Here is an 18,855-nt window from a genome sequence, read left to right on the forward strand (position 1 = left end):
CCAGATGAGAAGCTCTGGCATGCATGTTTCGCGCAGTCCCCGTGCGGATTGGCCGCAACAGCCTTATTTGCTCGAAGTTTTGAGCAAATGTTGATGGACCGTGGCGTGGCGTGTTCCCAGGATCCGCTTGACCAGGCCACGACTGAACCAGTCTTTGAGCAAGTGCTGGCAAACCGGCTTGCCAATGCGTTCCTGCTGGTTTTGCAGCGCCTTGTCCCACCACACCCGTGCACACGCCTGATCGAACTCGTTGGGGTGTTCATAGCAGCCGTAGAGGATTTCGCGGATGAACTGACGCAGATGTGCCGGCAACAGCAGCGTAATGAGCTTGTGAAACACGCGCTGCAGGCGCGGTGGTCGGGGCAATTGCGGTGATACGCGGCGGGTGTCGTCCAGTGCAGCCTGGCCGGTCGGATTGTCGCCGTGCTTGGCGACCCAGGCCTGAACCTTGGCTCTGAACAGATGTTTGCGACTCCAGTAATGATGGATCAGGTCCGGGCACTTGTTGACGTCCAGCGTGCGATAGGCGGCCACTGACAGGCAGAACTCTTCGAGGGTGTAGGCGCCCTGTGCAGCCGGAAACAATTCATCAATCAAGGCGATGGAGCGGTCGAGTACATGGGCGTCCTGCCGGTGCAAACCGATGACGCCAGAGTTGAGCAGGCGCATGTGATCGTCAGTCAGGCCCTTGTCCAGCAGTGTTGCCGACAGTGTGCGGTAAAGCAGGCTCGCTTTGTTGTCGCCATATCGGGCGTGGTAGTCATTGCACAGCAGGGCGCCGGGCTGCACCCGCTCGAACAGTTTGAGCGGCGAGCAGTGGAAAAACGTATCGGTGTCGATCAACAGCGCCGTTTCGTATTCGGCCAGTACCGAGCGCAATGCGACGTGTTTGATGCGGAAGTGATAACCGTGGGGCTCGCTCCATGTCTGGCGCGTTTGCGCGTCAAGAGGGCGAACACGTACGGGAAGCTGTTCATAGGGTTGCGGATTGTCGGTGAAGACCTGGATGTCGATCGGGGCATCCGGTGTTTCGCGCAACCACGCCAAAGCACTGGCGATGCTGAAAACAGCTTCCTGATGGTAGGTCTCGGCGCCGAAAACCAGATAGACCAGTTGAGGGCGTTTTTTTGTTTGCGCGCAGATCATTGACGACAACATTCCATTGGTGCTTTTTAGTGAAAAGGCCCGATCAGGGCCTTTTGTACCGCATGAAAACCCTTCAGCGCGGTAGCTTGAGGTTGTTCCAGATCGCCAGGCTAGGTTCGGCCTGGTTCATCGAGTAGAAGTGCAGTCCCGGTGCGCCACCCTGCAACAGGCGTTCGCACATCTCGCTGACGACTTGCTCGCCAAAACGTTGAATGCTTTGCGTGTCATCGCCGTAAGCCTCCAGTTGCTTGCGGATCCAGCGCGGGATTTCCGCACCGCAGGCATCGGAGAAACGCGCGAGTTTGCTGTAGTTGGTGATCGGCATGATCCCCGGCACGATCGGCAGATCCACGCCCAGTGCCTGCAAACGGTCGACGAAGTAGAAGTAGCTGTCGGCGTTGAAGAAGTACTGGGTGATCGCGCTGTCGGCACCGGCACGGGCCTTGCGCACGAAGTTGGCGAGATCGTCCTCATAGTTGCGCGCCTGCGGATGCATCTCCGGGTAGGCGGCGACTTCGATGTGGAAATGGTCGCCGGTCTCTTCACGAATGAATTCGACCAGTTCATTGGCGTGACGCAGCTCACCGCTGGTCATGCCCATGCCGGACGGCAAATCGCCACGCAGGGCGACGATGCGCTTGATGCCGGCAGCCTTGTATTCGTTCAGCAGGCCGCGCAGGTCGTCCTTGCTGTCGCCGACGCACGACAGGTGCGGTGCGGCGGGTACTTTGACTTCGCTTTCGAGCTGCAACACGGTATTGAGCGTGCGGTCACGGGTCGAGCCGCCAGCGCCGTAGGTGCAGGAAAAGAAATCAGGGTTGTAAGTGGCCAGTTGACGGGCAGTGGCGAGCAGCTTTTCCTGCCCGGCATCGGTCTTGGTCGGGAAAAACTCGAAGCTGTAGCGACGGTCTTGGGACATGGTCATACCCTTTGGAACACAAAGCCTTTGAAGCTTGCAAAGCCCCTGTGGGAGCGGGCTTGCTCGCGAATGCGCTGGGTCAGTCAACAAAGATGTTGAAGGACTGATCGCCTTCGCGGGCAAGCCCGCTCCCACAGGGGAGGCAGGCCGACGCGTCAATCAGTAGCGATAAGCGTGCGGCTTGAACGGGCCTTCGACGGTGACGCCGATGTAGTCAGCCTGTTGCTTGGTCAGTTGGGTGACCACACCGCCGAAGCCGCGGACCATTTCCAGGGCCACTTCTTCGTCGAGTTTCTTGGGCAGCACTTCAACGGTCAGACGCTCGGCTTTCTGCGCTGGCGACAGGTCGGCGTACTTCTGGCCGAACAGGAAGATCTGAGCCAGAACCTGGTTGGCGAACGAACCGTCCATGATGCGGCTCGGGTGACCGGTGGCGTTGCCCAGGTTCACCAGACGGCCTTCGGCCAGCAGGATCAGGTAGTCGTCGTTCTGTGGATCGAAGCTGCCGGCGCCGGTGCGGTGAACCTTGTGCACCTGTGGCTTCACTTCTTCCCACGCCCAGTTCTTGCGCATGAAAGCGGTGTCGATTTCGTTGTCGAAGTGACCGATGTTGCAGACCACAGCGCGCTTCTTCAGGGCCTTGAGCATGTTCGCGTCGCAAACATTGACGTTACCGGTGGTGGTCACGATCAGGTCGATCTTGCCCAGCAGTGCTTTGTCGATGCTCGCTTCGGAACCGTCGTTGATACCGTCGATGAACGGCGATACCAGTTCGAAACCGTCCATGCAGGCTTGCATGGCGCAGATCGGGTCGACTTCGGAAACCTTGACGATCATGCCTTCCTGACGCAGGGACTGGGCCGAGCCCTTGCCCACGTCACCGTAACCGATGACCAGCGCTTGCTTGCCGGACAGCAGGTGGTCGGTACCACGCTTGATCGCATCGTTCAGGCTGTGACGGCAGCCGTACTTGTTGTCGTTCTTGGACTTGGTCACCGAGTCGTTGACGTTGATGGCCGGGATCTTCAGCTCGCCCTTGGCCAGCATGTCCAGCAGACGGTGTACGCCGGTGGTGGTTTCTTCGGTCACGCCGTGAACGCGATCGAGCACTTGCGGGTATTTCTTGTGCAGCAGCTCGGTGAGATCGCCGCCGTCGTCAAGGATCATGTTGGCGTCCCATGGCTGACCGTCCTTGAGGATGGTCTGCTCCAGGCACCACTCGTACTCTTCTTCAGTTTCGCCTTTCCAGGCGAACACCGGGATACCGGCGGCGGCGATAGCGGCAGCGGCCTGATCCTGAGTGGAGAAAATGTTGCAGGACGACCAGCGCACTTCGGCACCCAGGGCAACCAGGGTTTCGATCAGCACGGCAGTCTGAATGGTCATGTGGATGCAGCCGAGGATTTTCGCGCCCTTGAGCGGCTGCTCGGAGGCGTACTTGCGGCGCAGACCCATCAGGGCAGGCATTTCCGATTCGGCGATGATGGTTTCGCGACGGCCCCAGGCAGCCAGGGACATGTCGGCAACTTTGTAATCGGTAAAATCGGCAGGCGTGTTGACAGCGCTCATGAAGAGCCTCCATTCGTAATGTATGCGAATGGGCGCCGTTGTGCGTTTAGTGTCCGGCGTGAGCCGGTCAACGCCCCATCCGAGCCTGACAGGTCGAACCTGCTGCAGCGCCCCTCGGACAGGTGGCGGGAAAACGGTATCAATCGAAGATGACCGTTTTAAAACGGGGGCGATTATAGCTGCCCGGGCTGATCTTCCAAAGGGTTTCTGTCGGCCAGATGAAGATCGCCAATGGCGACCATAGTCGCAGCTGGCTGGAGCCTGACTGATCGGTCTGCCAAGATGGGCGCATCTTTCGGCAAGCGCTCAGGAGTGAACATGAATTTCCACACCCGCAAATGGGTAAAACCCGAAGACCTCAACCCCAACGGCACCCTGTTCGGCGGCAGCCTGCTGCGCTGGATCGATGAAGAAGCAGCGATCTACGCGATCGTGCAACTGGGCAACCAGCGTGTCGTGACCAAGTACATCTCGGAAATCAACTTCGTCAGCGCCTCGCGCCAGGGCGACATCATCGAACTGGGCATCACCGCCACCGAATTCGGCCGCACCTCAATCACCCTGACCTGCGAAGTGCGCAACAAGATCACCCGCAAGAGCATCCTGACCGTCGAGAAGATGGTTTTCGTCAATCTCGGCGAAGACGGCCTGCCGGCGCCGCACGGGCGAACCGAGATCAAATATGTGAAAGACCAGTTTCAGGAAGATGAACCCGTTACCAGGTGACATGGGCGGCGCGCCCTTCGCGAGCAAGCCCGCTCCCACATTTGGAATGCGTTCCCTTGCGGAAGCAATCCCGCTCCACATTTGGAATTGGAATGCGTTCCCTTATGGGAGCGGGCTTGCTCGCGAATGCGGTTGTGCAGCCACCGAATCTTTATCTGACCACTGAACAGTCGTGAGCCGCGGGAGTCGTAGCTAAACACCACCCCCCACGGTTCTCACGCCATGACCACCCCCACCAGCGACAAGACCCCCGACCTCTCGGCCAAGGAACAGCACGAAGTCGAGAAGAGCCAGCCGCCGCGCGCGGCCGTTCTGCATGAAATCATCCGCACCCAGGGCGATCAGGAGCTGGAGCGCAGCATTGCCGCGCTGTGGTGGTCAGCGCTGGCGGCAGGCCTGACCATGGGCCTGTCGCTGATGGGCATGGGTTTACTCAATTCGCGCTTGCCCGATGGTGACGAATTCAAGGTGATCGCCAGTTTTGGCTACTGCGCGGGGTTCCTCGCAGTGATCCTTGCGCGCCAGCAACTGTTCACCGAGAACACCCTGACCGCCGTGCTACCGGTGATGACCAAACCGACGCTGCTCAATTTCGCCCGATTGATCCGCCTGTGGAGCGTGGTCCTGATCGGCAACCTCTGCGGGACGATTCTGGTCGCCTACGTGATGCTGGAGCTGCCGATCTTCGACAGCAAGACCGACGTCGCCTTCCTCGAAATCGGCCGCAAGGTCATGGAGCACAGTGCCAGTCAGATGTTTGCCAAGGGCATCGTTTCCGGCTGGATGATCGCCACCATGGTCTGGATGATCCCGTCCATGGAGAGCGCGAAGATGTGGATCATCATCCTCATCACTTACTTCATGGCACTGGGCGACTTCACCCATATCGTCGTCGGATCGGCGGAAGTGTCGTATCTGGTGTTTGCCGGCGAATTGCCGTGGAGTGATTTCTGGGCGGTATTCGCCGGGCCGACATTGGCGGGGAACATCATTGGCGGCAGTTTCATCTTCGCGCTGATCAGCCATGCGCAGATTCGCAGCGAAAGCGGTGCGCCGCAGGCTGACAAGCCGAGCCCTGATGAAACAGGCTCGGCAGGTAAACGCGCAGTGGGTACCGAGCACCGGAGCGAATAGCTTCAGGCTTGCAGCGTCGGCTGATCTGCAGCTGCCGCGTCCTCGGGTGCTTTCAGCTGGCCCTCCCATCGGGCGATGACCAACGGCGCCAAGGCATTGCCCAGCACATTGAGAGCGGTGACGGGCATGTCCATCAGGCGATAGACGCCAGCAATGATCGCGACGCCTTCTACCGGCAATCCTGCGGTAGTCAGCGTCGCGGTCAAAATGATGAACATGAAGCCCGGCACCCCTGCGGCCCCTTTGGACGTCAGCACCATGATCAATACCAGCATGGCTTGATCGGCCCAGCCCAGGTCGATGCCGTAAGCCTGGGCGATGAACAGGGTTCCCAGCCCTGCAAACAGTGAAGCCCCATCGAGATTGAATGAATAACCCAAGGGAATGACCATGCTGGTGATTGAGCGCGGCGCGCCATATCGCTGCATTTTTTCAATCAGTTGCGGCATCACCGTGGCGGACGCCGCGCTGCTGTAAGCCAGTATGAGTTCACTGCGGATTTCCCTGAGCAGGTGAAAAAATCCGATGCCGGCGATGCGTGCCACCAGCCCCAGTACGCCGAATGCGAACAGCAACACCGCCAGGTAAGTGACAGCGATCAGCTTGGCCAGCGGCATCAACGCACTGAGACCGAAGCTGGCCACGGTGACTCCGATCAGGCCGAAGATGCCGATCGGCGAATAGTGCATGACCAGATGGGTAACCTTGAACATGGTGTCCGAAATGGCTTGCATGACTGCGATCAAAGGCGCCCTTTGCTGCTCGGGCAGCATTGACAAGGCGCAGCCGAACACAATAGCGAAAAACAGCACCGACAGCAGTTTGCCCTGGGACATCGCCAGCACGATGTTATCGGGCACGATGTTGACCAGCGTTCGGCCAAGGTTTTGCGTTTCCCCGGCAGTGGCCAAAGCGGATGCCGGTGCTTGCAGGGTGCTGCTGAAGTCCGCGCCGGCGCCGGGTTGGAATACGTTACCGACGACCAGCCCGAAGACGATGGCAATACTGGTGATGGTAAAGAAGTAGACCAGCGTCTTGATGCCGACTCGCCCGAGCGCTTTTGTGCTGCCGGCGCCAGCAATGCCGACCACCATGCAGGCAAAGACCAGCGGCACCACGATCATCTTCATCAGCCGGATAAACAGATCACCGGCCGGCTGCAGCAGGTTGTCGATAAACCATGCCTTGTGCTCCGGAAACTGGTTGAGAAGGATGCCGACGACGATCCCGGCGACCAGCCCGATCATGATGCGGGTGACAAGGCTCGAGGTGTTTTTCTTGCTCATGTTGTGCCCCTTTTTTCTTGTGTTTGTTGGTGGGGAAATCAGCGCGCGAAGAGGTTGTTGAAGTCCTTGAAGCCTTTGACTTCGATTGGATTACCGCTCGGGTCGAGGAAAAACATTGTGCGTTGTTCCCCTGGCTCGCCGGCAAAGCGGATCACGGGTGGAATCTCGAAAAGGGTGCCGAGGCGGATCAGGCGTTCAGCCAGTGCCAGCCACTCCTGCAGCGGCAGGACGACGCCAATGTGCGGCATCAACACCTTGTGCTCGCCTACTTGTCCGGAGCGGGTAGTGGCAAACGGAACGCCCAGATGCAGGGAGATCTGGTTGCCGAAAAAATCGAAGTCGACCCATGTCTCGGTACTGCGGCCCTCGATGCAGCCCAACACATCCCGATAAAAAATCCGCGACTGGTCCAGGTCGCAAACATGGTATGCAGCGTGAAAAGGTCTGTTCATGGGGTAGCCCTGAGTGAAGGAACACTCAGGTTAAGCAGGCCGTACGGCGAGGCATAACGGCTTCGCCTTGTTCTGAGCGAAAGGAAAACTTATGGACGTACGCTTTCTGAGAAGTCTGGTGGCCGTCATTGAAACCGGCTCGATTGCAGCGGCGGCGCGGCGGGAAAATCGTACGGCGGCGGCAATCAGTCAGCGTGTGCAGACGCTCGAACGTACCCTGGGCTGTACGCTGCTGCTGCGCACAGCCCATGCGGTGCACCCGTCGGATCAATGCCTGATGGCTTTGCCGAAGATCAAAGCAATTATTGAACTGACACAGGTATTGCAGCATGACCTGCACCAGGATGGATTAACGGGCGAAGTGAAAGTCGGCGCCATTTCCACCGCCCTCACCGGCGTACTGCCAGACCTGATCGAGCGCCTGACACTGTCGGCACCCAACCTGAAACTCAGGATCACCCCGGGTGACTCGAAAAGCCTTTACGAAAAAGTGCTCAATGGCGAACTGGACGCAGCCATTCTGGTGAGGCCGCCATTTCAGCCGCCGAAGGCATTGGCCTGTACGGTGCTGAGGATCGAGAAGCTGGTGCTGGTTGCGCCGCCTGCATGTGTCGGAAAATCGCTCGATACGCTGCTGCGCGAAGGACCTTTGATTCGTTACGACGCGCGTTCCTGGGGCGGTCAGATTGCTCAGCGATATCTTGCTGAACAGGCAATCGAGCCCGAAGTGCTGTGTGAACTGGATGCGCTGGAGACCATCGTGATGCTGGTTGCGCAGGGCATGGGCGTTTCGCTGGTACCGCAATGGTCCGGGATGGCGCTGGAAGGGTTGTACGTTTTGCCGGTGGAGGAGGGACACCTTTACTCACGGGAGCTGGTGGTGATGCACGGCTCGGCGCCGCACCGCCCGTTGGCGATGCGGCACCTGCTCGATCTACTCGGCAGCCCGCCTTGATGAAACTCAATGAAGGGCCACGGCGATGCGTCAGTGCGCAGACTCGCTCGCTACAGTCGGCTCATTGCGCGTCGCGTGCTTGACCAGTTTGCCGATGGACAGGCCCTGCAACAGGATCGACGACAGCACGACGATGTAGGTGATGCTCAGCAACAGATCGCGTTCCGGGCCCAGTGGCAGGGCCAGCGCCAGTGCCACCGAGACACCGCCGCGCAAGCCGCCCCAGGTGAGGATGCGGATGGTGCCGGCCGGCACTGAGCGCCACCGACGCAGCAGCAGGATCGCCGGCGCCACGGTGAGCAGACGCGACAGCAGAATCGCCACCGCCAGCAGACCCGCTGCGGCCATGTGCAACCAGTTGAAAGGGAGCAGCAACAACTCCATGCCGATCAGTGCAAACAGCAGCGCATTGAGCATGTCATCGAGCAATTCCCAGAAGCCATCGAGGTAGCGCCGGGTCATGTCGTTCATTGCCAGATTGCGCCCAAGGTTGCCGATGATCAGGCCGGCCACCACCATCGCGATCGGTGCCGAAACGTGCAGTTCGGTGGACATCGCCGAACCGCCGATCACCAGAGCCAGGGTCAGCATTACCGTGATCTGATGCTGCTCGACGCTTTTGATCATGCGATAGACCAGATAGCCGATCAGCCCGCCGAACAACACACCGCCAATCGCCTCATGGACGAAGAGCATCGCCGTGGCACTGACAGTCGGGGTTTCGCCCAGTTGCGCGATGCCCAGCAGTACGGTGAAGACCACGACCGCCGTGCCGTCGTTGAACAGCGATTCGCCGACGATGGTGGTTTTCAATGGTTTCGAAGCGTTGGCCGTACGCAGTACGCCGAGTACGGCAATCGGATCGGTCGGCGAAATCAGCGCGCCGAACAACAGGCAGTAAAGGAAACTCACGTGCCAGCCGAAGAGGGCAAAAATGTAGAAAGCCAGGCTGCCGATGACGACGGTGGCGATCAATACGCCGACGGTGGCCAGCAGGCCGATCGGCCACCGGTAACTGCGCAAGTCATTCAGGTTAACGTGCAGGGCGCCGGCGAACAGCAGAAACGACAGCATCCAGTTCATCAGCAGATCGCCGAAGTCGATCTGGCCGATCAGTTGCTGCACGCGGTCTTCGAGGCCGGGAAAACCGAGGACACTGAGGCCTTGCAGGATCAGCGAAAACAGCAGCGCTGTGACCATTACGCCAATGGTCGGCGGCAGGCCTATGAAACGGAAATTGACGAAGGTCAGAAGGGTGGTCAAACAGATAAAAGCGGCGACAAGTTCAAGCATCCGGAGTCCTTTGGATGAAGGGTGAATGGAGTGCGACCGGAGATTGGGCGCAGAAGTTTGAAGGGGTGGGGGCTCGGTCTGGCACCACAATCAGCCAGACACATTGACCGTACTCGCCCGCCGCCGTTGCAGGTAGATGAACAACAGCGCCGTCAGCACCGTCAGCACGCCAACCAGCGCCCCGGTCCACGGCAAGTCCGCCAGATCCGCGCCGCTGGCGACTACCAGTCCGCCGATCCAGGCACCTGCGGCGTTACCGAGGTTGAACGCGCTCTGGTTCAGCGTCGAGCCGAGATTCGGCGCTTCGTGGGCCTGATCGATGATCAGCAGCTGCAGAATCGGGCACAGCGCAAAGGCGAAAATCCCCCACAGCACCAGCGTGATTGCCGCCGGAATTACCGAACGGCTGGTCTGGCTGAAGGCCGCGAGAATTACCACGACTGCCAGCGCTACACCGACCAGCGACGGCAACAAACGGCTATCGGCCAGGCGCCCGCCGAGCATGCTGCCTGCCGTCAGGCCAACGCCGAACAACAGCAGCATCACCGTCACGCCGTGGGGGCTGACGCCAGTGATGTCTTGCAGGATCGGTGCGATATACGTGAATACGCTGAACAGACTGGTCGAGGCCAGCACGCTCATGCCCAGTGCCAGCAGCACGTTGGCTTTGCCCAGTACTTTGAATTCGCTGGCGAGGTTGGCCTTGTCCATCGCGATGTGTCTGGGCAACCACAACCATTGCGCCAGCGCCGCAACAACGCCGATCACCGACACCGCCCAGAACGTCGAACGCCAGCCAGCGTATTGACCCAGCGCCGTGCCCAAGGGCACGCCGAGGACGTTGGCCAATGTCAGGCCGGTGAACATCATCGCAATGGCTTGCGCGCGCTTGTTTGGCGCGACCAGCCCGGCGGCGACCACCGAGCCGATGCCGAAAAACGCGCCATGACACAGTGCCGTGACGACGCGCGCCGCCATCAGCGTTGCGTAGTTCGGCGCGAGCGCGCAAAGCACATTGCCTAGAATGAACATCAGCGTCATGCCCAACAGCGTTGCTCTGCGCGGCATGTTGGCGGTGCCGATCGCCAGAATCGGTGCACCGAACACCACGCCCAGGGCGTAACCGGTGATCAGCAGGCCAGCATGTGGAATGCTCACGGCAAGGTCGCGGGCCACATCGGGTAGCAGGCCCATGATGACGAATTCGGTAGTGCCGATGCCGAACGCGGCAACGGCGAGTGCAAGCAAAGCGAGGGGCATGCGCAAGGTCTCTGTCAGTCGTCTTGACGCTTTGATCAGGCATACGCCTGCCAGCGACCGTTTTCGGAGAAAGCGGAGCAGGCAGCTTTTATTGGTTTTTTTTGGTGTGCAACTGAGTACGGCGTGGTGGGTTGCAGTATAAACAGCTGCTGACACATGGCGAATCAATAATCTGACTGGTTGTCGTGCGGATTACTTTATGTCCACTGCAGGAGCTGCCGAAGGCTGCGGTTTTTTGCTTTTGGTTTTGACAGACAAGGTCTAAAGATCGCAGCCCTCGGCCGCTCCAACAAGATAATAAAAACAAAGGAGTCAATTGTGCTGGCAACAGCTCTGGTATTGGTGGCGGCGCTGTTGCATGCGGCGTGGAATACCCTGATCAAGTTCAGTGCCGAGCGGCTGCTGGTGGTGGCGTGCATGGACACCGTGGCGCTGTTGTTCGTCGCCCTCGCGTTGCCCTTCGTGAGTTTGCCGCCTGCGGAGATCTGGCCATGGATTCTCGCTTCGGCGGCGTTTGAGCTGCTGTATCGCTATCTGTTGATTCAGGCTTATCGCGTGGGCGATCTGGGTCTGGTCTATCCGTTGATGCGCGGGCTTTCGCCGCTGGTAGTGCTGGCGTTGACCCTGATGTTCGCCGGTGAGGAGCTCAGCACGCAGCAGATTTTCGGAATCATGCTGATCCCGTTGGGCATGGTCTGCCTGCTGTGGCAGGGCGGTGGCGGCGGCCGTTTGCCGTGGTCAATGCTGCCGGTCGTGGCGCTGATCGGCCTGTGCATTGGTTGCTATACCTACATCGATGGTCAGGCGCTGCGGCGTTGGTCGCATCCGCTGGATTATCTGGTCTGGGTCACGTTGCTCAGTGCCTGGCCGTTTCCGCTGTTGGCATGGGTCGCCCGGCGCCCGGCATTCCTGCTGTTCTGGCGCGAGCAATGGAGACTGGGCCTGGCGGTCGGGTTCTGTGTGTTGTTCAGCTACGCTCTGGTGCTGTGGGCGATGCAGTTGGGGTCGATCGCCGAAGCGGCGGCGTTGCGCGAAATCAGCGTGATTCTGGTGGTGCTGTTCGGCATGCGTTACCTGAAAGAACCTTTCGGCCGGCCGCGGCTCTTAGCCTGTGGGCTGGTGCTGATCGGCATGCTGGTGATGAAGTTCTGACCGCTCGCCAATTACTCGAATCGAAAAAAAGGACGACGTTATGACGGTGGCTCTGTGGTGTGTGTTGATCGCGATTTTTCTGCCGTACGTGTGCACGATCGTGGCGAAGGCAACCGGCGGTTTCCGCCTCAAGGACAATTACGATCCAAGGGATTTTCTCGACAGCGTCGATGGCGTCGCCCGTCGCGCCTATGCTGCGCAACTGAACAGCTTTGAAGTGACGCCGGCCTTTGCCGCAGCGGTGATCGTTGCACATCTGGTCGGCACTGCGGAGCTGGTAACGGTCAATGTGCTGGCGGTGCTGTTTATCACCAGTCGTCTGCTGTACATCATTTGCTACCTGGCCGACTGGGCTGCACTGCGTTCGGTGGTGTGGTTTATCGGGATGGGGTTGATTGCTTCGTTCTTCTTTTTGTCTATCTGATAGCAGGATCAAAAGATCGCAGCCTGCCGCAGCGCCTACAGAGGAATGCGTACTCCTGTAGGAGCTGCCGAAGGCTGCGATCTTTTGCTTTTAGGGTTTGTCAGCCACCTGCGGCACTTGCGGCAACGCTGCCCCTTTGGGCCAGAGCATCCAGATCTGCCCTTGCTGCTTCATGTCTCCGGCCAGTTGCCCGGCCGCATCGCCGGTGCCCCAGAACAGATCCGCGCGCACCTCACCGGCAATCGCGCCGCCGGTGTCCTGCGCCGCGACCGGGCGTACCAGCGGTGTGCCATCAGGTTTGGTGGTCGACAGCCATAACAGACTGCCCAACGGAATCACCTTGCGATCCACCGCCGCGCTGTAGCCAGCGGTCAGCGGCACATTCAGCGAGCCGCGCGGGCCTTCGTTGCTGTCCGGGTTGCGAGTGAAAAACACGTAGCTCGGATTGCTGGCGAGCAGCTCAGGGATGCGCGTCGGGTTGGCCTTGGCCCAATTGCTGATCGCGCTCATGGTCACGTCTTCTTTCTTCAGCTCGCCCTGCTCGACGAGCCAGCGACCGATCGGCCGGTACGGGTGGCCATTCTGGTCGGCGTAAGCGATGCGCAACTGTTTGCCGTCCTCGGTCTGAATCCGGCCCGACCCCTGGATCTGCAGAAATTGCAGGTTCATCGGATCAGTCAGATAGGCAACGACGGGCGCTTTCACGCCTTTGGATGCAATCGTCGCCGCGTCGTCGTAAGGCTTGAGCACGCGACCTTCGAGGCGGCCGCGCAGGCGCTTGCCTTTGAGTTCCGGATAGAGGCTGTCGAGCGAGACAATGATCATGTCCTCGGGCACGCCATACACTGGCACGTTTGCTGACGCGGTCGGCGTCAGGCTGCCGGGGTAGACCGGTTCGTAGTAGCCCGTGATCAGACCGTTGGGGTTGTCGTTTTCGGCGCGCAGGCCGAAGACATCGAGGTTCTGCTTGAGAAATGCGCGAATCTCGGCGGCGCTTTGCGGCACATTGGCCGCCGCTGCGCAGGTCGGGGCCCACACTGCGTCGGTTTTGAGACGGGTGCAGGCGCTGCGCCACGAACCGAAACCGGCGACCAGGTCGCTGTCAGACACAGCGGGCAGGGCTTCCCAAGTGGCGCTTGAGTAGGTGGCCAGTGCATGGGTTTTCGGTTTGTCGCTGTCACCGCCGGTGCAGCCAGTGAGTGCGGCCAGCAGGGGAAGGGTGGCAAGCAGTGGGTGACGCCAGGCCTGGAAACGGCGATTCATGGAGTGATTCCTGTGCCGGTTGCCCAAGTGCTCCATGCGCTCAGGCAACCCGTATTTTTAATAGGGCTATTGGTGTTTGACGGTGACGCGAGGATACTGGCCGCCGATTTCCGCGACCTGAAGCCGCCATGACCCTCAAACGAATTGCTGTTGTATTGCTGGCCTGCCTGACCCTGTCCGCCTGTGGCGGCGTTGACCCGAATTCGCCGCTGGGCCAGCGCAAGGCCATCTTCAAGCAGATGCTCAAGACCAGCGAAGACCTGGGCGGCATGTTGCGCGGGCGCATTGCGTTCGACGGGCCGACATTTGCCGAGGGCGCGGTCAGACTTGATACGTTGTCTCATGAACCGTGGAAGCATTTTCCGCAGGTGCGCGAAGAAGATCACACCAGCGCCAAAGATGATGTCTGGCAGAAACAGGCGCGTTTTCAGCAACTGGCCCGCGCACTTGAAGCCGCCACCGGTGAACTGGTGGTTGCCAGCCAGGTTCAGCCGTACAAGGTCAGCAATCTCGGGCCGGCCGTGCAGAAAGTTGAAGATGCCTGCAGTGCTTGCCATAAAGAGTTTCGCGATCATTGATTTGTATTGCTTGAGCTGACACCTTCGCGAGCAGGCTCGCTCCCACCGTTGACCAGGTGGTTCATGTGGGAGCGAGCCTGCTCGCGAACGCGGTTTGCCATTCGCCACGAAACCAAAGTCTTACTTGTCGATCTCGTCCAGCGCTTCCTGCAGCTCTTTACGCGACTCTGCCAGTTTTTCCTTACGCTTGTTGATCTTCTCCGGATCGCCTTTCTTCATGGCTTTGTCGAGGTCCGCCTGACGCTGGCTCACCTCATGCTTGGCCTCCAGCACCTTGTTTTCGCGTTCTTTCTTCAAACCGGCGTCGGTGCAGTGTTCGTTCACTTCGCGCAGTGCGGTTTCCAGACCTGCCTGCTGCTCCATGTTGCCGCGCGATTTGGCCTGTTCGATCTGATTGATGATGCCCTGCTTCTTGGCAGCGCAACCGGTCAGGCCCGGGCCATCTTCTTCGGCCATGACCGGAGCGGCCATGACACCGCAAAGAGTAAGCAGGGCGAGCGGTGCGAGAAATTTCATAAAAGCTCCATGTGCATAGGCAATCGGGGTTGGAGGGCACTGCGCTGTTGGAGCGTCTGCCCGGCCGTTGGGTTCCCGCAAGGCGGGGATTGCAGATTCAGAAGCCGTCGATTCCGGCGGCTTTGAGAGTGTCACTCAAAGCCAGCACCTGCGGATCGCGAAAAAATGCGCTCAGCTGTGCCGCGCGTCCCGGGCCGATGCCGGCTTCTGCCTGCCATTGTTCAGTGTCGCGTTGTGCCAGGGCCTGCCATGAATCTTCCAGTTGTGCCTGTCCGGTCGGTGGCATGCCCAGCGCTTTCAACCAGTGAGCGAACGGCTGTTGCCGTGCGCCGTGAAAACTGTGGATCAGGCGTGCGCTGCTGCGCTCGCCGAGGCCGGCAATGTTAGCAAGCTCTGACGCGTCGAGGGTCAGCCAATCCAGCAGGTGTTTCAGGCGGCCTGTTTCCAAAAGTTTCTCCCAGGTGCCACGCCCGACATGGTGCATGGCCAGACCCTGCTTGCCACTGAGCCAGGTCAGGCGCGCGAGAAACTGGCTTTCACACCCGGGCGTTGGTTGCCAGCAGCTCAGGGCGTGGTAGTCGCCGGCATGGGGAATGCGGATGTCTGCCCGTTCGCTGGTGCGCAGCACGACACTGTCCAGACGTGGAATGGTCAGCCCGGCCAGACTGATTGCCACCTGGTCGCCCGGACGGATGTCGAGCGTTTGCCAGCGTTTGAGCGAGCTGACGCTGACCCGTTTGATCTCGCGGTCATCGAGTCTGACCGGCAGCAGTTCCAGTACCGGCGTGATGCGCCCGGTGCGGCCGATGTTGAAATTGACCTTGCGCACTTCGGCCAATGCCTGGGCGAACGGGTATTTCCAGGCAATCGCCCAATAAGGTGCCTTGGGCTGCCAACGGTGCGCAGGTGGCCGCTGGTTCTGGCGCAACACCACGCCGTCACTGGCAAAGGGCAGCGGCGAGCGATACCAGTGTTCGCGCCATTTTTTTGCGTCTTCGAATCGGGTGATGGGTTGTGTATAGGTCTGGGTTGTCGCGAATCCCAGCGTCTGCAGTTCTGACAAGCGTTCAGGAAGGTCTATCGGGCCTTGCGGCCAGTCCCAAACAAACAGGCCGATCCCGGCGGCCTGTTCGGCATCGAGGGTTTTACGCCCCATAAGGCCGGCCACGGTGGCGCGGGCATTAATACTGCCGGACCTGGCTTGCACATGTGCATTCAAGCGCCAGTAGAGTTCACCCTGCACCAGCAGATCCCGTGGCTGCGTCAGGCGTTGCGGAATGGTCGCGATCTTGCGCGCCGAGACTGTCCAGTCTTGACCAGTGACCCCGTCACCGCGACTGATGGCCTGGCGCAATATTCCCTGGCGGTAGATCAGCGTGACAGCCACACCGTCGACCTTGGGCTGCACCCAGACGTTCTGGCGATCGCGTAGCCAGTTGGCGACATCTTCGGCTTTGTGCAGCTTGTCCAGACCGGTGTGGGCGATCGGGTGGGTAACCGTGCCGGACGCGGTGCGCAACGGCTGCGGTGATGACGGTTGGTTGAAGCAGGCTCGCCATTCTTCCAGTCGCAGCAGGGACTGGTCGTAGAGTTCGTCGGTGATCAATGAACGGCCTTCGCGATGATAGGCGTTGTCCCATTGGTCGATCTGGGTCTGCAGGGTGGTGATTTGCTTTTGCGCTTTGAGAGCCGTCCAGTCGGGGCAGCTGGCGAGCGTCGGATGGGCAATAACAATCAGCAGTAAGGCAAGCAGCGAGCGCATCTTGAGCATCCTTGCTCAGGGATAGTTCTTGAAGGCTAGTCAGAATTTCGAGCAAGGTCGGGCGGGTGTTTTGCGGGGTATTTCGTTAGATCAAAGTCAAATGATCGTCCGAAGGCTGCGAACTTTTGCTCTTGCATGAAAAAGCCCCGCACGGCGCGAACCGTGCGGGGCTTTCATGCAGCCAGGGTTTTACAGACCAGCGGCAGAACGCAGGGCGTCGGCGCGGTCGGTTTTTTCCCAGGTGAACGTGGTGAAGCTGTCTTCGCCAACGGTCTTGGTCTGCGGCGCGCGACCGAAGTGGCCGTAGGCTGCGGTTTCCTGGTACATCGGGTGCAGCAGGTCGAGCATGGTGGTGATGGCGTATGGACGCAGGTCGAACACTTCACGCACCAGTTTGATGATCTTGTCATCGCTGATCTTGCCGGTGCCGAAGGTGTTCAGCGAGATCGAAGTCGGTTGGGCCACACCGATCGCGTAGGAAACCTGAATCTCGCAACGCTCGGCCAGGCCGGCCGCGACGATGTTCTTGGCCACGTAACGGCCAGCGTAGGCAGCCGAACGGTCAACCTTCGATGGATCCTTGCCGGAGAACGCGCCGCCGCCGTGACGGGCCATGCCGCCGTAGCTGTCGACGATGATCTTGCGACCGGTCAGACCGCAGTCACCTACCGGGCCGCCAATGATGAACTGGCCGGTCGGGTTGATGTGGAACTGGGTGTCCTTGCTCAGCAGTTCGGCAGGCAGTACGTGCTTGACGATCAGCTCCATCACGCCTTCGCGCAGGTCTTTGTACGACACTTCAGGGTTGTGCTGGGTCGACAGAACAACTGCGTCGATACCGACAACCTTGCCGCCTTCGTAACGGCAGGTCACTTGCGACTTGGCGTCCGGACGCAGCCAAGGCAGCAGGCCCGACTTGCGCGCTTCAGCCTGACGCTGCACCAGTTGGTGCGAGAAGGTGATCGGCGCTGGCATCAGCACGTCGGTTTCGTTGCTGGCGTAGCCGAACATCAGGCCCTGGTCGCCGGCGCCCTGATCTTCAGGCTTGGCACGGTCAACGCCCTGGTTGATGTCGGGGGACTGCTTGCCGATGATGTTCATCACGCCACAGGTCGCGCCGTCGAAGCCGACTTCGGAGCTGGTGTAGCCGATGTCGCAAATCACGTCACGAACGATCTGCTCCAGGTCGACCCAGGCGCTGGTGGTCACTTCACCGGCAACGATGGCCACGCCGGTCTTGACCAGGGTTTCCACGGCCACACGAGCGTGTTTGTCCTGGGCAATAATGGCGTCCAGCACCGCATCGGAAATCTGGTCGGCGATTTTGTCCGGATGTCCTTCAGACACGGACTCGGAGGTGAAGAGGGAGTATTCGCTCATCTCGATGTTTTCCTGAATTTACCGATGGTGAGTGTCGCCAGCCGGTCGCTGAAAGTGGCGAACCTGGATCTGGAAACCATTACGTAAGCCTACATAGAGGCTTTCCCCGGGAACGAGTCCCGCAGCGGTGGCCCAACGGGCCAGATCGTCCTGTTCAAACCCCAACCAGAGATCACCGCAGGCCTCCCTGGCCCAACTCTGGTTGTGGCTACATAACTCTGTCACGAGCAGGCTACCGCCCGGTTGCAGCAGGTCGGCCATGTGCCTGAGCGCATCGGCCGGGGCGGCGAAATGGTGCAACACCATGTTCAACACCACGCAATCGGCCTGAAGGCTTGTGCCGTTCAATGCATCGGCCAATTGCAGGCTGACGTTAGCCAGCTGTTCACGTTCACACACCTGACGCGCCAGTTCGAGCATCGCCGGGCTGTTGTCCAGCGCGGTCACGGTGCCGAAGCGACGGGCCAGTTCCGGCAGAAAAGCACCATCGCCGGGGCCGACTTCAATGGCCGTGGCTGCAACATTGAAGTTCAGTTTGTCGAGCAGGGCCAGCACGCTGTCACGGTATTGCGGCAGGCCTGCGATCAAGTCTTGCTGGGCTCGGAATTTTTCCGCCACCCGGGCGAAAAAGTCCTGACTGGCGGCGGCTCGCTGGCCGTGAACCTGCTCGATGCGCGCTTGCACATCATCAGGCAGGTCCAGATTGTCGACTTCTTCCAACAATGCCGCGTGCAGCTTGCCGCCGAGCAATTCGCTGTGGGGCAGGGCGCGACGATAGAAAATCGCATTGCCTTCACGGCGTGTCGCTACCAGATCGGCTTGTGCCAACACTTTCAGGTGATGGCTCATGCCGGACTGGCCGATGCCGAAAATCTGCGCCAGCTCCAGCACGCCGAACGAATCGTTGGCCAGCGCGCGCAAGACATTCAGCCGCAGCGGATCGCCGCCGGCTTTGCACAGGGCCGCCAGCTCGTCGCAATCGTCATGGCGAATGGAAGGCACGCGTAGGTTCATAGGGCAGGCAGTCTAGAGACGGGGGG

Annotated in this window: 18 protein-coding genes and 1 riboswitch; of the genes, 6 read left to right on the forward strand and 12 right to left on the reverse strand. The window is 59.9% G+C overall.

Annotation, left to right across the window (positions count from 1 at the left end):
- Positions 1-63: 63 nt before the first annotated feature.
- The 3 genes from ACP7D9_RS07540 to ahcY all read right to left on the reverse strand — a co-directional run bounded on the left by ACP7D9_RS07540 (position 64) and on the right by ahcY (position 3,634).
- Positions 64-1,146 (reverse strand): hypothetical protein, encoded by a 1,083-nt coding sequence (locus ACP7D9_RS07540; protein WP_426156723.1) that lies wholly within the window; start codon positions 1,144-1,146, stop codon positions 64-66.
- 73 nt (positions 1,147-1,219) lie between these two features.
- Positions 1,220-2,065 (reverse strand): methylenetetrahydrofolate reductase [NAD(P)H], encoded by an 846-nt coding sequence (gene metF, locus ACP7D9_RS07545; RefSeq protein ID WP_101161786.1) that lies wholly within the window; start codon positions 2,063-2,065, stop codon positions 1,220-1,222.
- Positions 2,066-2,224: 159 nt separating this feature from the next.
- Complete coding sequence (gene ahcY, locus ACP7D9_RS07550) at positions 2,225-3,634, reverse strand: adenosylhomocysteinase (RefSeq protein ID WP_039757587.1); 1,410 nt, start codon at positions 3,632-3,634, stop codon at positions 2,225-2,227.
- 23 nt (positions 3,635-3,657) lie between these two features.
- Positions 3,658-3,756, reverse strand: a riboswitch (S-adenosyl-L-homocysteine riboswitch).
- 196 nt (positions 3,757-3,952) lie between these two features.
- Here ahcY and ACP7D9_RS07555 point away from each other — a divergent pair.
- Positions 3,953-4,360, forward strand: a complete 408-nt coding sequence (locus tag ACP7D9_RS07555) for an acyl-CoA thioesterase (RefSeq protein WP_101161159.1) — start codon at positions 3,953-3,955, stop codon at positions 4,358-4,360.
- Between the two features lie 222 nt (positions 4,361-4,582).
- Entirely contained in the window at positions 4,583-5,494 is a 912-nt protein-coding gene (locus ACP7D9_RS07560) for a formate/nitrite transporter family protein (RefSeq protein WP_426156494.1), read from the forward strand.
- A 2-nt stretch (positions 5,495-5,496) separates the two neighbouring features.
- Here ACP7D9_RS07560 and ACP7D9_RS07565 read toward each other — a convergent pair whose 3' ends face one another.
- Both ACP7D9_RS07565 and ACP7D9_RS07570 read right to left on the reverse strand, forming a co-directional pair.
- Positions 5,497-6,741, reverse strand: a complete 1,245-nt coding sequence (locus ACP7D9_RS07565; protein ID WP_371918394.1) for a cation:dicarboxylate symporter family transporter — start codon at positions 6,739-6,741, stop codon at positions 5,497-5,499.
- Positions 6,742-6,818: 77 nt separating this feature from the next.
- Positions 6,819-7,232, reverse strand: a complete 414-nt coding sequence (locus ACP7D9_RS07570; RefSeq protein WP_101161152.1) for a VOC family protein — start codon at positions 7,230-7,232, stop codon at positions 6,819-6,821.
- A gap of 91 nt (positions 7,233-7,323) precedes the next feature.
- On the opposite strand from ACP7D9_RS07570, the gene ACP7D9_RS07575 reads away from it, so the two are divergent.
- Positions 7,324-8,187: a LysR family transcriptional regulator gene (locus tag ACP7D9_RS07575; RefSeq protein WP_101161149.1), complete on the forward strand. Its 864-nt coding sequence runs from the start codon at positions 7,324-7,326 to the stop codon at positions 8,185-8,187.
- A gap of 30 nt (positions 8,188-8,217) precedes the next feature.
- On the opposite strand, the gene ACP7D9_RS07580 is transcribed toward ACP7D9_RS07575, so the two are convergent.
- Both ACP7D9_RS07580 and ACP7D9_RS07585 read right to left on the reverse strand, forming a co-directional pair.
- Positions 8,218-9,480 (reverse strand): cation:proton antiporter, encoded by a 1,263-nt coding sequence (locus ACP7D9_RS07580; protein WP_426156497.1) that lies wholly within the window; start codon positions 9,478-9,480, stop codon positions 8,218-8,220.
- Between the two features lie 90 nt (positions 9,481-9,570).
- Positions 9,571-10,740 (reverse strand): MFS transporter, encoded by a 1,170-nt coding sequence (locus ACP7D9_RS07585; RefSeq protein WP_101161143.1) that lies wholly within the window; start codon positions 10,738-10,740, stop codon positions 9,571-9,573.
- A 318-nt stretch (positions 10,741-11,058) separates the two neighbouring features.
- Between ACP7D9_RS07585 and ACP7D9_RS07590 the strand changes: the two genes are divergently transcribed.
- Both ACP7D9_RS07590 and ACP7D9_RS07595 read left to right on the forward strand, forming a co-directional pair.
- Positions 11,059-11,892, forward strand: a complete 834-nt coding sequence (locus tag ACP7D9_RS07590; protein WP_426156498.1) for an EamA family transporter — start codon at positions 11,059-11,061, stop codon at positions 11,890-11,892.
- Positions 11,893-11,932: 40 nt separating this feature from the next.
- A complete protein-coding gene (locus ACP7D9_RS07595; protein ID WP_426156500.1) occupies positions 11,933-12,316 on the forward strand; it encodes an MAPEG family protein in 384 nt (127 codons plus the stop codon).
- A gap of 90 nt (positions 12,317-12,406) precedes the next feature.
- On the opposite strand, the gene mltA is transcribed toward ACP7D9_RS07595, so the two are convergent.
- The gene (mltA, locus tag ACP7D9_RS07600; RefSeq protein WP_426156502.1) at positions 12,407-13,579 is read right to left on the reverse strand and encodes a murein transglycosylase A; all 1,173 of its coding nucleotides are present in this window, start codon (positions 13,577-13,579) and stop codon (positions 12,407-12,409) included.
- A 128-nt stretch (positions 13,580-13,707) separates the two neighbouring features.
- Between mltA and ACP7D9_RS07605 the strand changes: the two genes are divergently transcribed.
- Positions 13,708-14,157 carry a c-type cytochrome gene (locus ACP7D9_RS07605; protein WP_426156504.1) on the forward strand — a complete coding sequence of 150 codons (450 nt, stop codon included), beginning with the start codon at positions 13,708-13,710 and terminating at the stop codon, positions 14,155-14,157.
- 120 nt (positions 14,158-14,277) lie between these two features.
- Here the strand turns inward: ACP7D9_RS07605 and ACP7D9_RS07610 are convergent, their stop codons facing one another.
- The 4 genes from ACP7D9_RS07610 to ACP7D9_RS07625 form a co-directional block, all read right to left on the reverse strand.
- On the reverse strand, positions 14,278-14,673 hold the full coding sequence (locus ACP7D9_RS07610; protein WP_016772779.1) for a DUF1090 domain-containing protein: 396 nt from the start codon (positions 14,671-14,673) through the stop codon (positions 14,278-14,280).
- A 97-nt stretch (positions 14,674-14,770) separates the two neighbouring features.
- A complete protein-coding gene (ligB, locus tag ACP7D9_RS07615; RefSeq protein WP_426156506.1) occupies positions 14,771-16,435 on the reverse strand; it encodes an NAD-dependent DNA ligase LigB in 1,665 nt (554 codons plus the stop codon).
- A 189-nt stretch (positions 16,436-16,624) separates the two neighbouring features.
- A complete protein-coding gene (gene metK / locus ACP7D9_RS07620) occupies positions 16,625-17,815 on the reverse strand; it encodes a methionine adenosyltransferase (RefSeq protein ID WP_024014624.1) in 1,191 nt (396 codons plus the stop codon).
- 18 nt (positions 17,816-17,833) lie between these two features.
- Complete coding sequence (locus ACP7D9_RS07625) at positions 17,834-18,829, reverse strand: ArsR/SmtB family transcription factor (RefSeq protein ID WP_426156509.1); 996 nt, start codon at positions 18,827-18,829, stop codon at positions 17,834-17,836.
- Positions 18,830-18,855: the final 26 nt, after the last annotated feature.

The organism is Pseudomonas sp. TSRC2-2, assembly GCF_049897785.1.
Taxonomy (GTDB): Bacteria; Pseudomonadota; Gammaproteobacteria; order Pseudomonadales; family Pseudomonadaceae; genus Aquipseudomonas.

Excerpts from the sequence above, each read along its gene's own strand:
- ACP7D9_RS07540 (WP_426156723.1), bottom strand. The coding sequence starts at position 1,146 with ATGATCTGCGCGCAAACAAAAAAACGCCCTCAACTGGTCTATCTGGTT.
- metF (WP_101161786.1), bottom strand. The coding sequence starts at position 2,065 with ATGTCCCAAGACCGTCGCTACAGCTTCGAGTTTTTCCCGACCAAGACC.
- ahcY (WP_039757587.1), bottom strand. The coding sequence starts at position 3,634 with ATGAGCGCTGTCAACACGCCTGCCGATTTTACCGATTACAAAGTTGCC.
- ACP7D9_RS07555 (WP_101161159.1), top strand. The coding sequence starts at position 3,953 with ATGAATTTCCACACCCGCAAATGGGTAAAACCCGAAGACCTCAACCCC.
- ACP7D9_RS07560 (WP_426156494.1), top strand. The coding sequence starts at position 4,583 with ATGACCACCCCCACCAGCGACAAGACCCCCGACCTCTCGGCCAAGGAA.
- ACP7D9_RS07565 (WP_371918394.1), bottom strand. The coding sequence starts at position 6,741 with ATGATCGGGCTGGTCGCCGGGATCGTCGTCGGCATCCTTCTCAACCAG.
- ACP7D9_RS07570 (WP_101161152.1), bottom strand. The coding sequence starts at position 7,232 with ATGAACAGACCTTTTCACGCTGCATACCATGTTTGCGACCTGGACCAG.
- ACP7D9_RS07575 (WP_101161149.1), top strand. The coding sequence starts at position 7,324 with ATGGACGTACGCTTTCTGAGAAGTCTGGTGGCCGTCATTGAAACCGGC.
- ACP7D9_RS07580 (WP_426156497.1), bottom strand. The coding sequence starts at position 9,480 with ATGCTTGAACTTGTCGCCGCTTTTATCTGTTTGACCACCCTTCTGACC.
- ACP7D9_RS07585 (WP_101161143.1), bottom strand. The coding sequence starts at position 10,740 with ATGCCCCTCGCTTTGCTTGCACTCGCCGTTGCCGCGTTCGGCATCGGC.
- ACP7D9_RS07595 (WP_426156500.1), top strand. The coding sequence starts at position 11,933 with ATGACGGTGGCTCTGTGGTGTGTGTTGATCGCGATTTTTCTGCCGTAC.
- mltA (WP_426156502.1), bottom strand. The coding sequence starts at position 13,579 with ATGAATCGCCGTTTCCAGGCCTGGCGTCACCCACTGCTTGCCACCCTT.
- ACP7D9_RS07605 (WP_426156504.1), top strand. The coding sequence starts at position 13,708 with ATGACCCTCAAACGAATTGCTGTTGTATTGCTGGCCTGCCTGACCCTG.
- ACP7D9_RS07610 (WP_016772779.1), bottom strand. The coding sequence starts at position 14,673 with ATGAAATTTCTCGCACCGCTCGCCCTGCTTACTCTTTGCGGTGTCATG.
- ligB (WP_426156506.1), bottom strand. The coding sequence starts at position 16,435 with ATGCGCTCGCTGCTTGCCTTACTGCTGATTGTTATTGCCCATCCGACG.
- metK (WP_024014624.1), bottom strand. The coding sequence starts at position 17,815 with ATGAGCGAATACTCCCTCTTCACCTCCGAGTCCGTGTCTGAAGGACAT.
- ACP7D9_RS07625 (WP_426156509.1), bottom strand. The coding sequence starts at position 18,829 with ATGAACCTACGCGTGCCTTCCATTCGCCATGACGATTGCGACGAGCTG.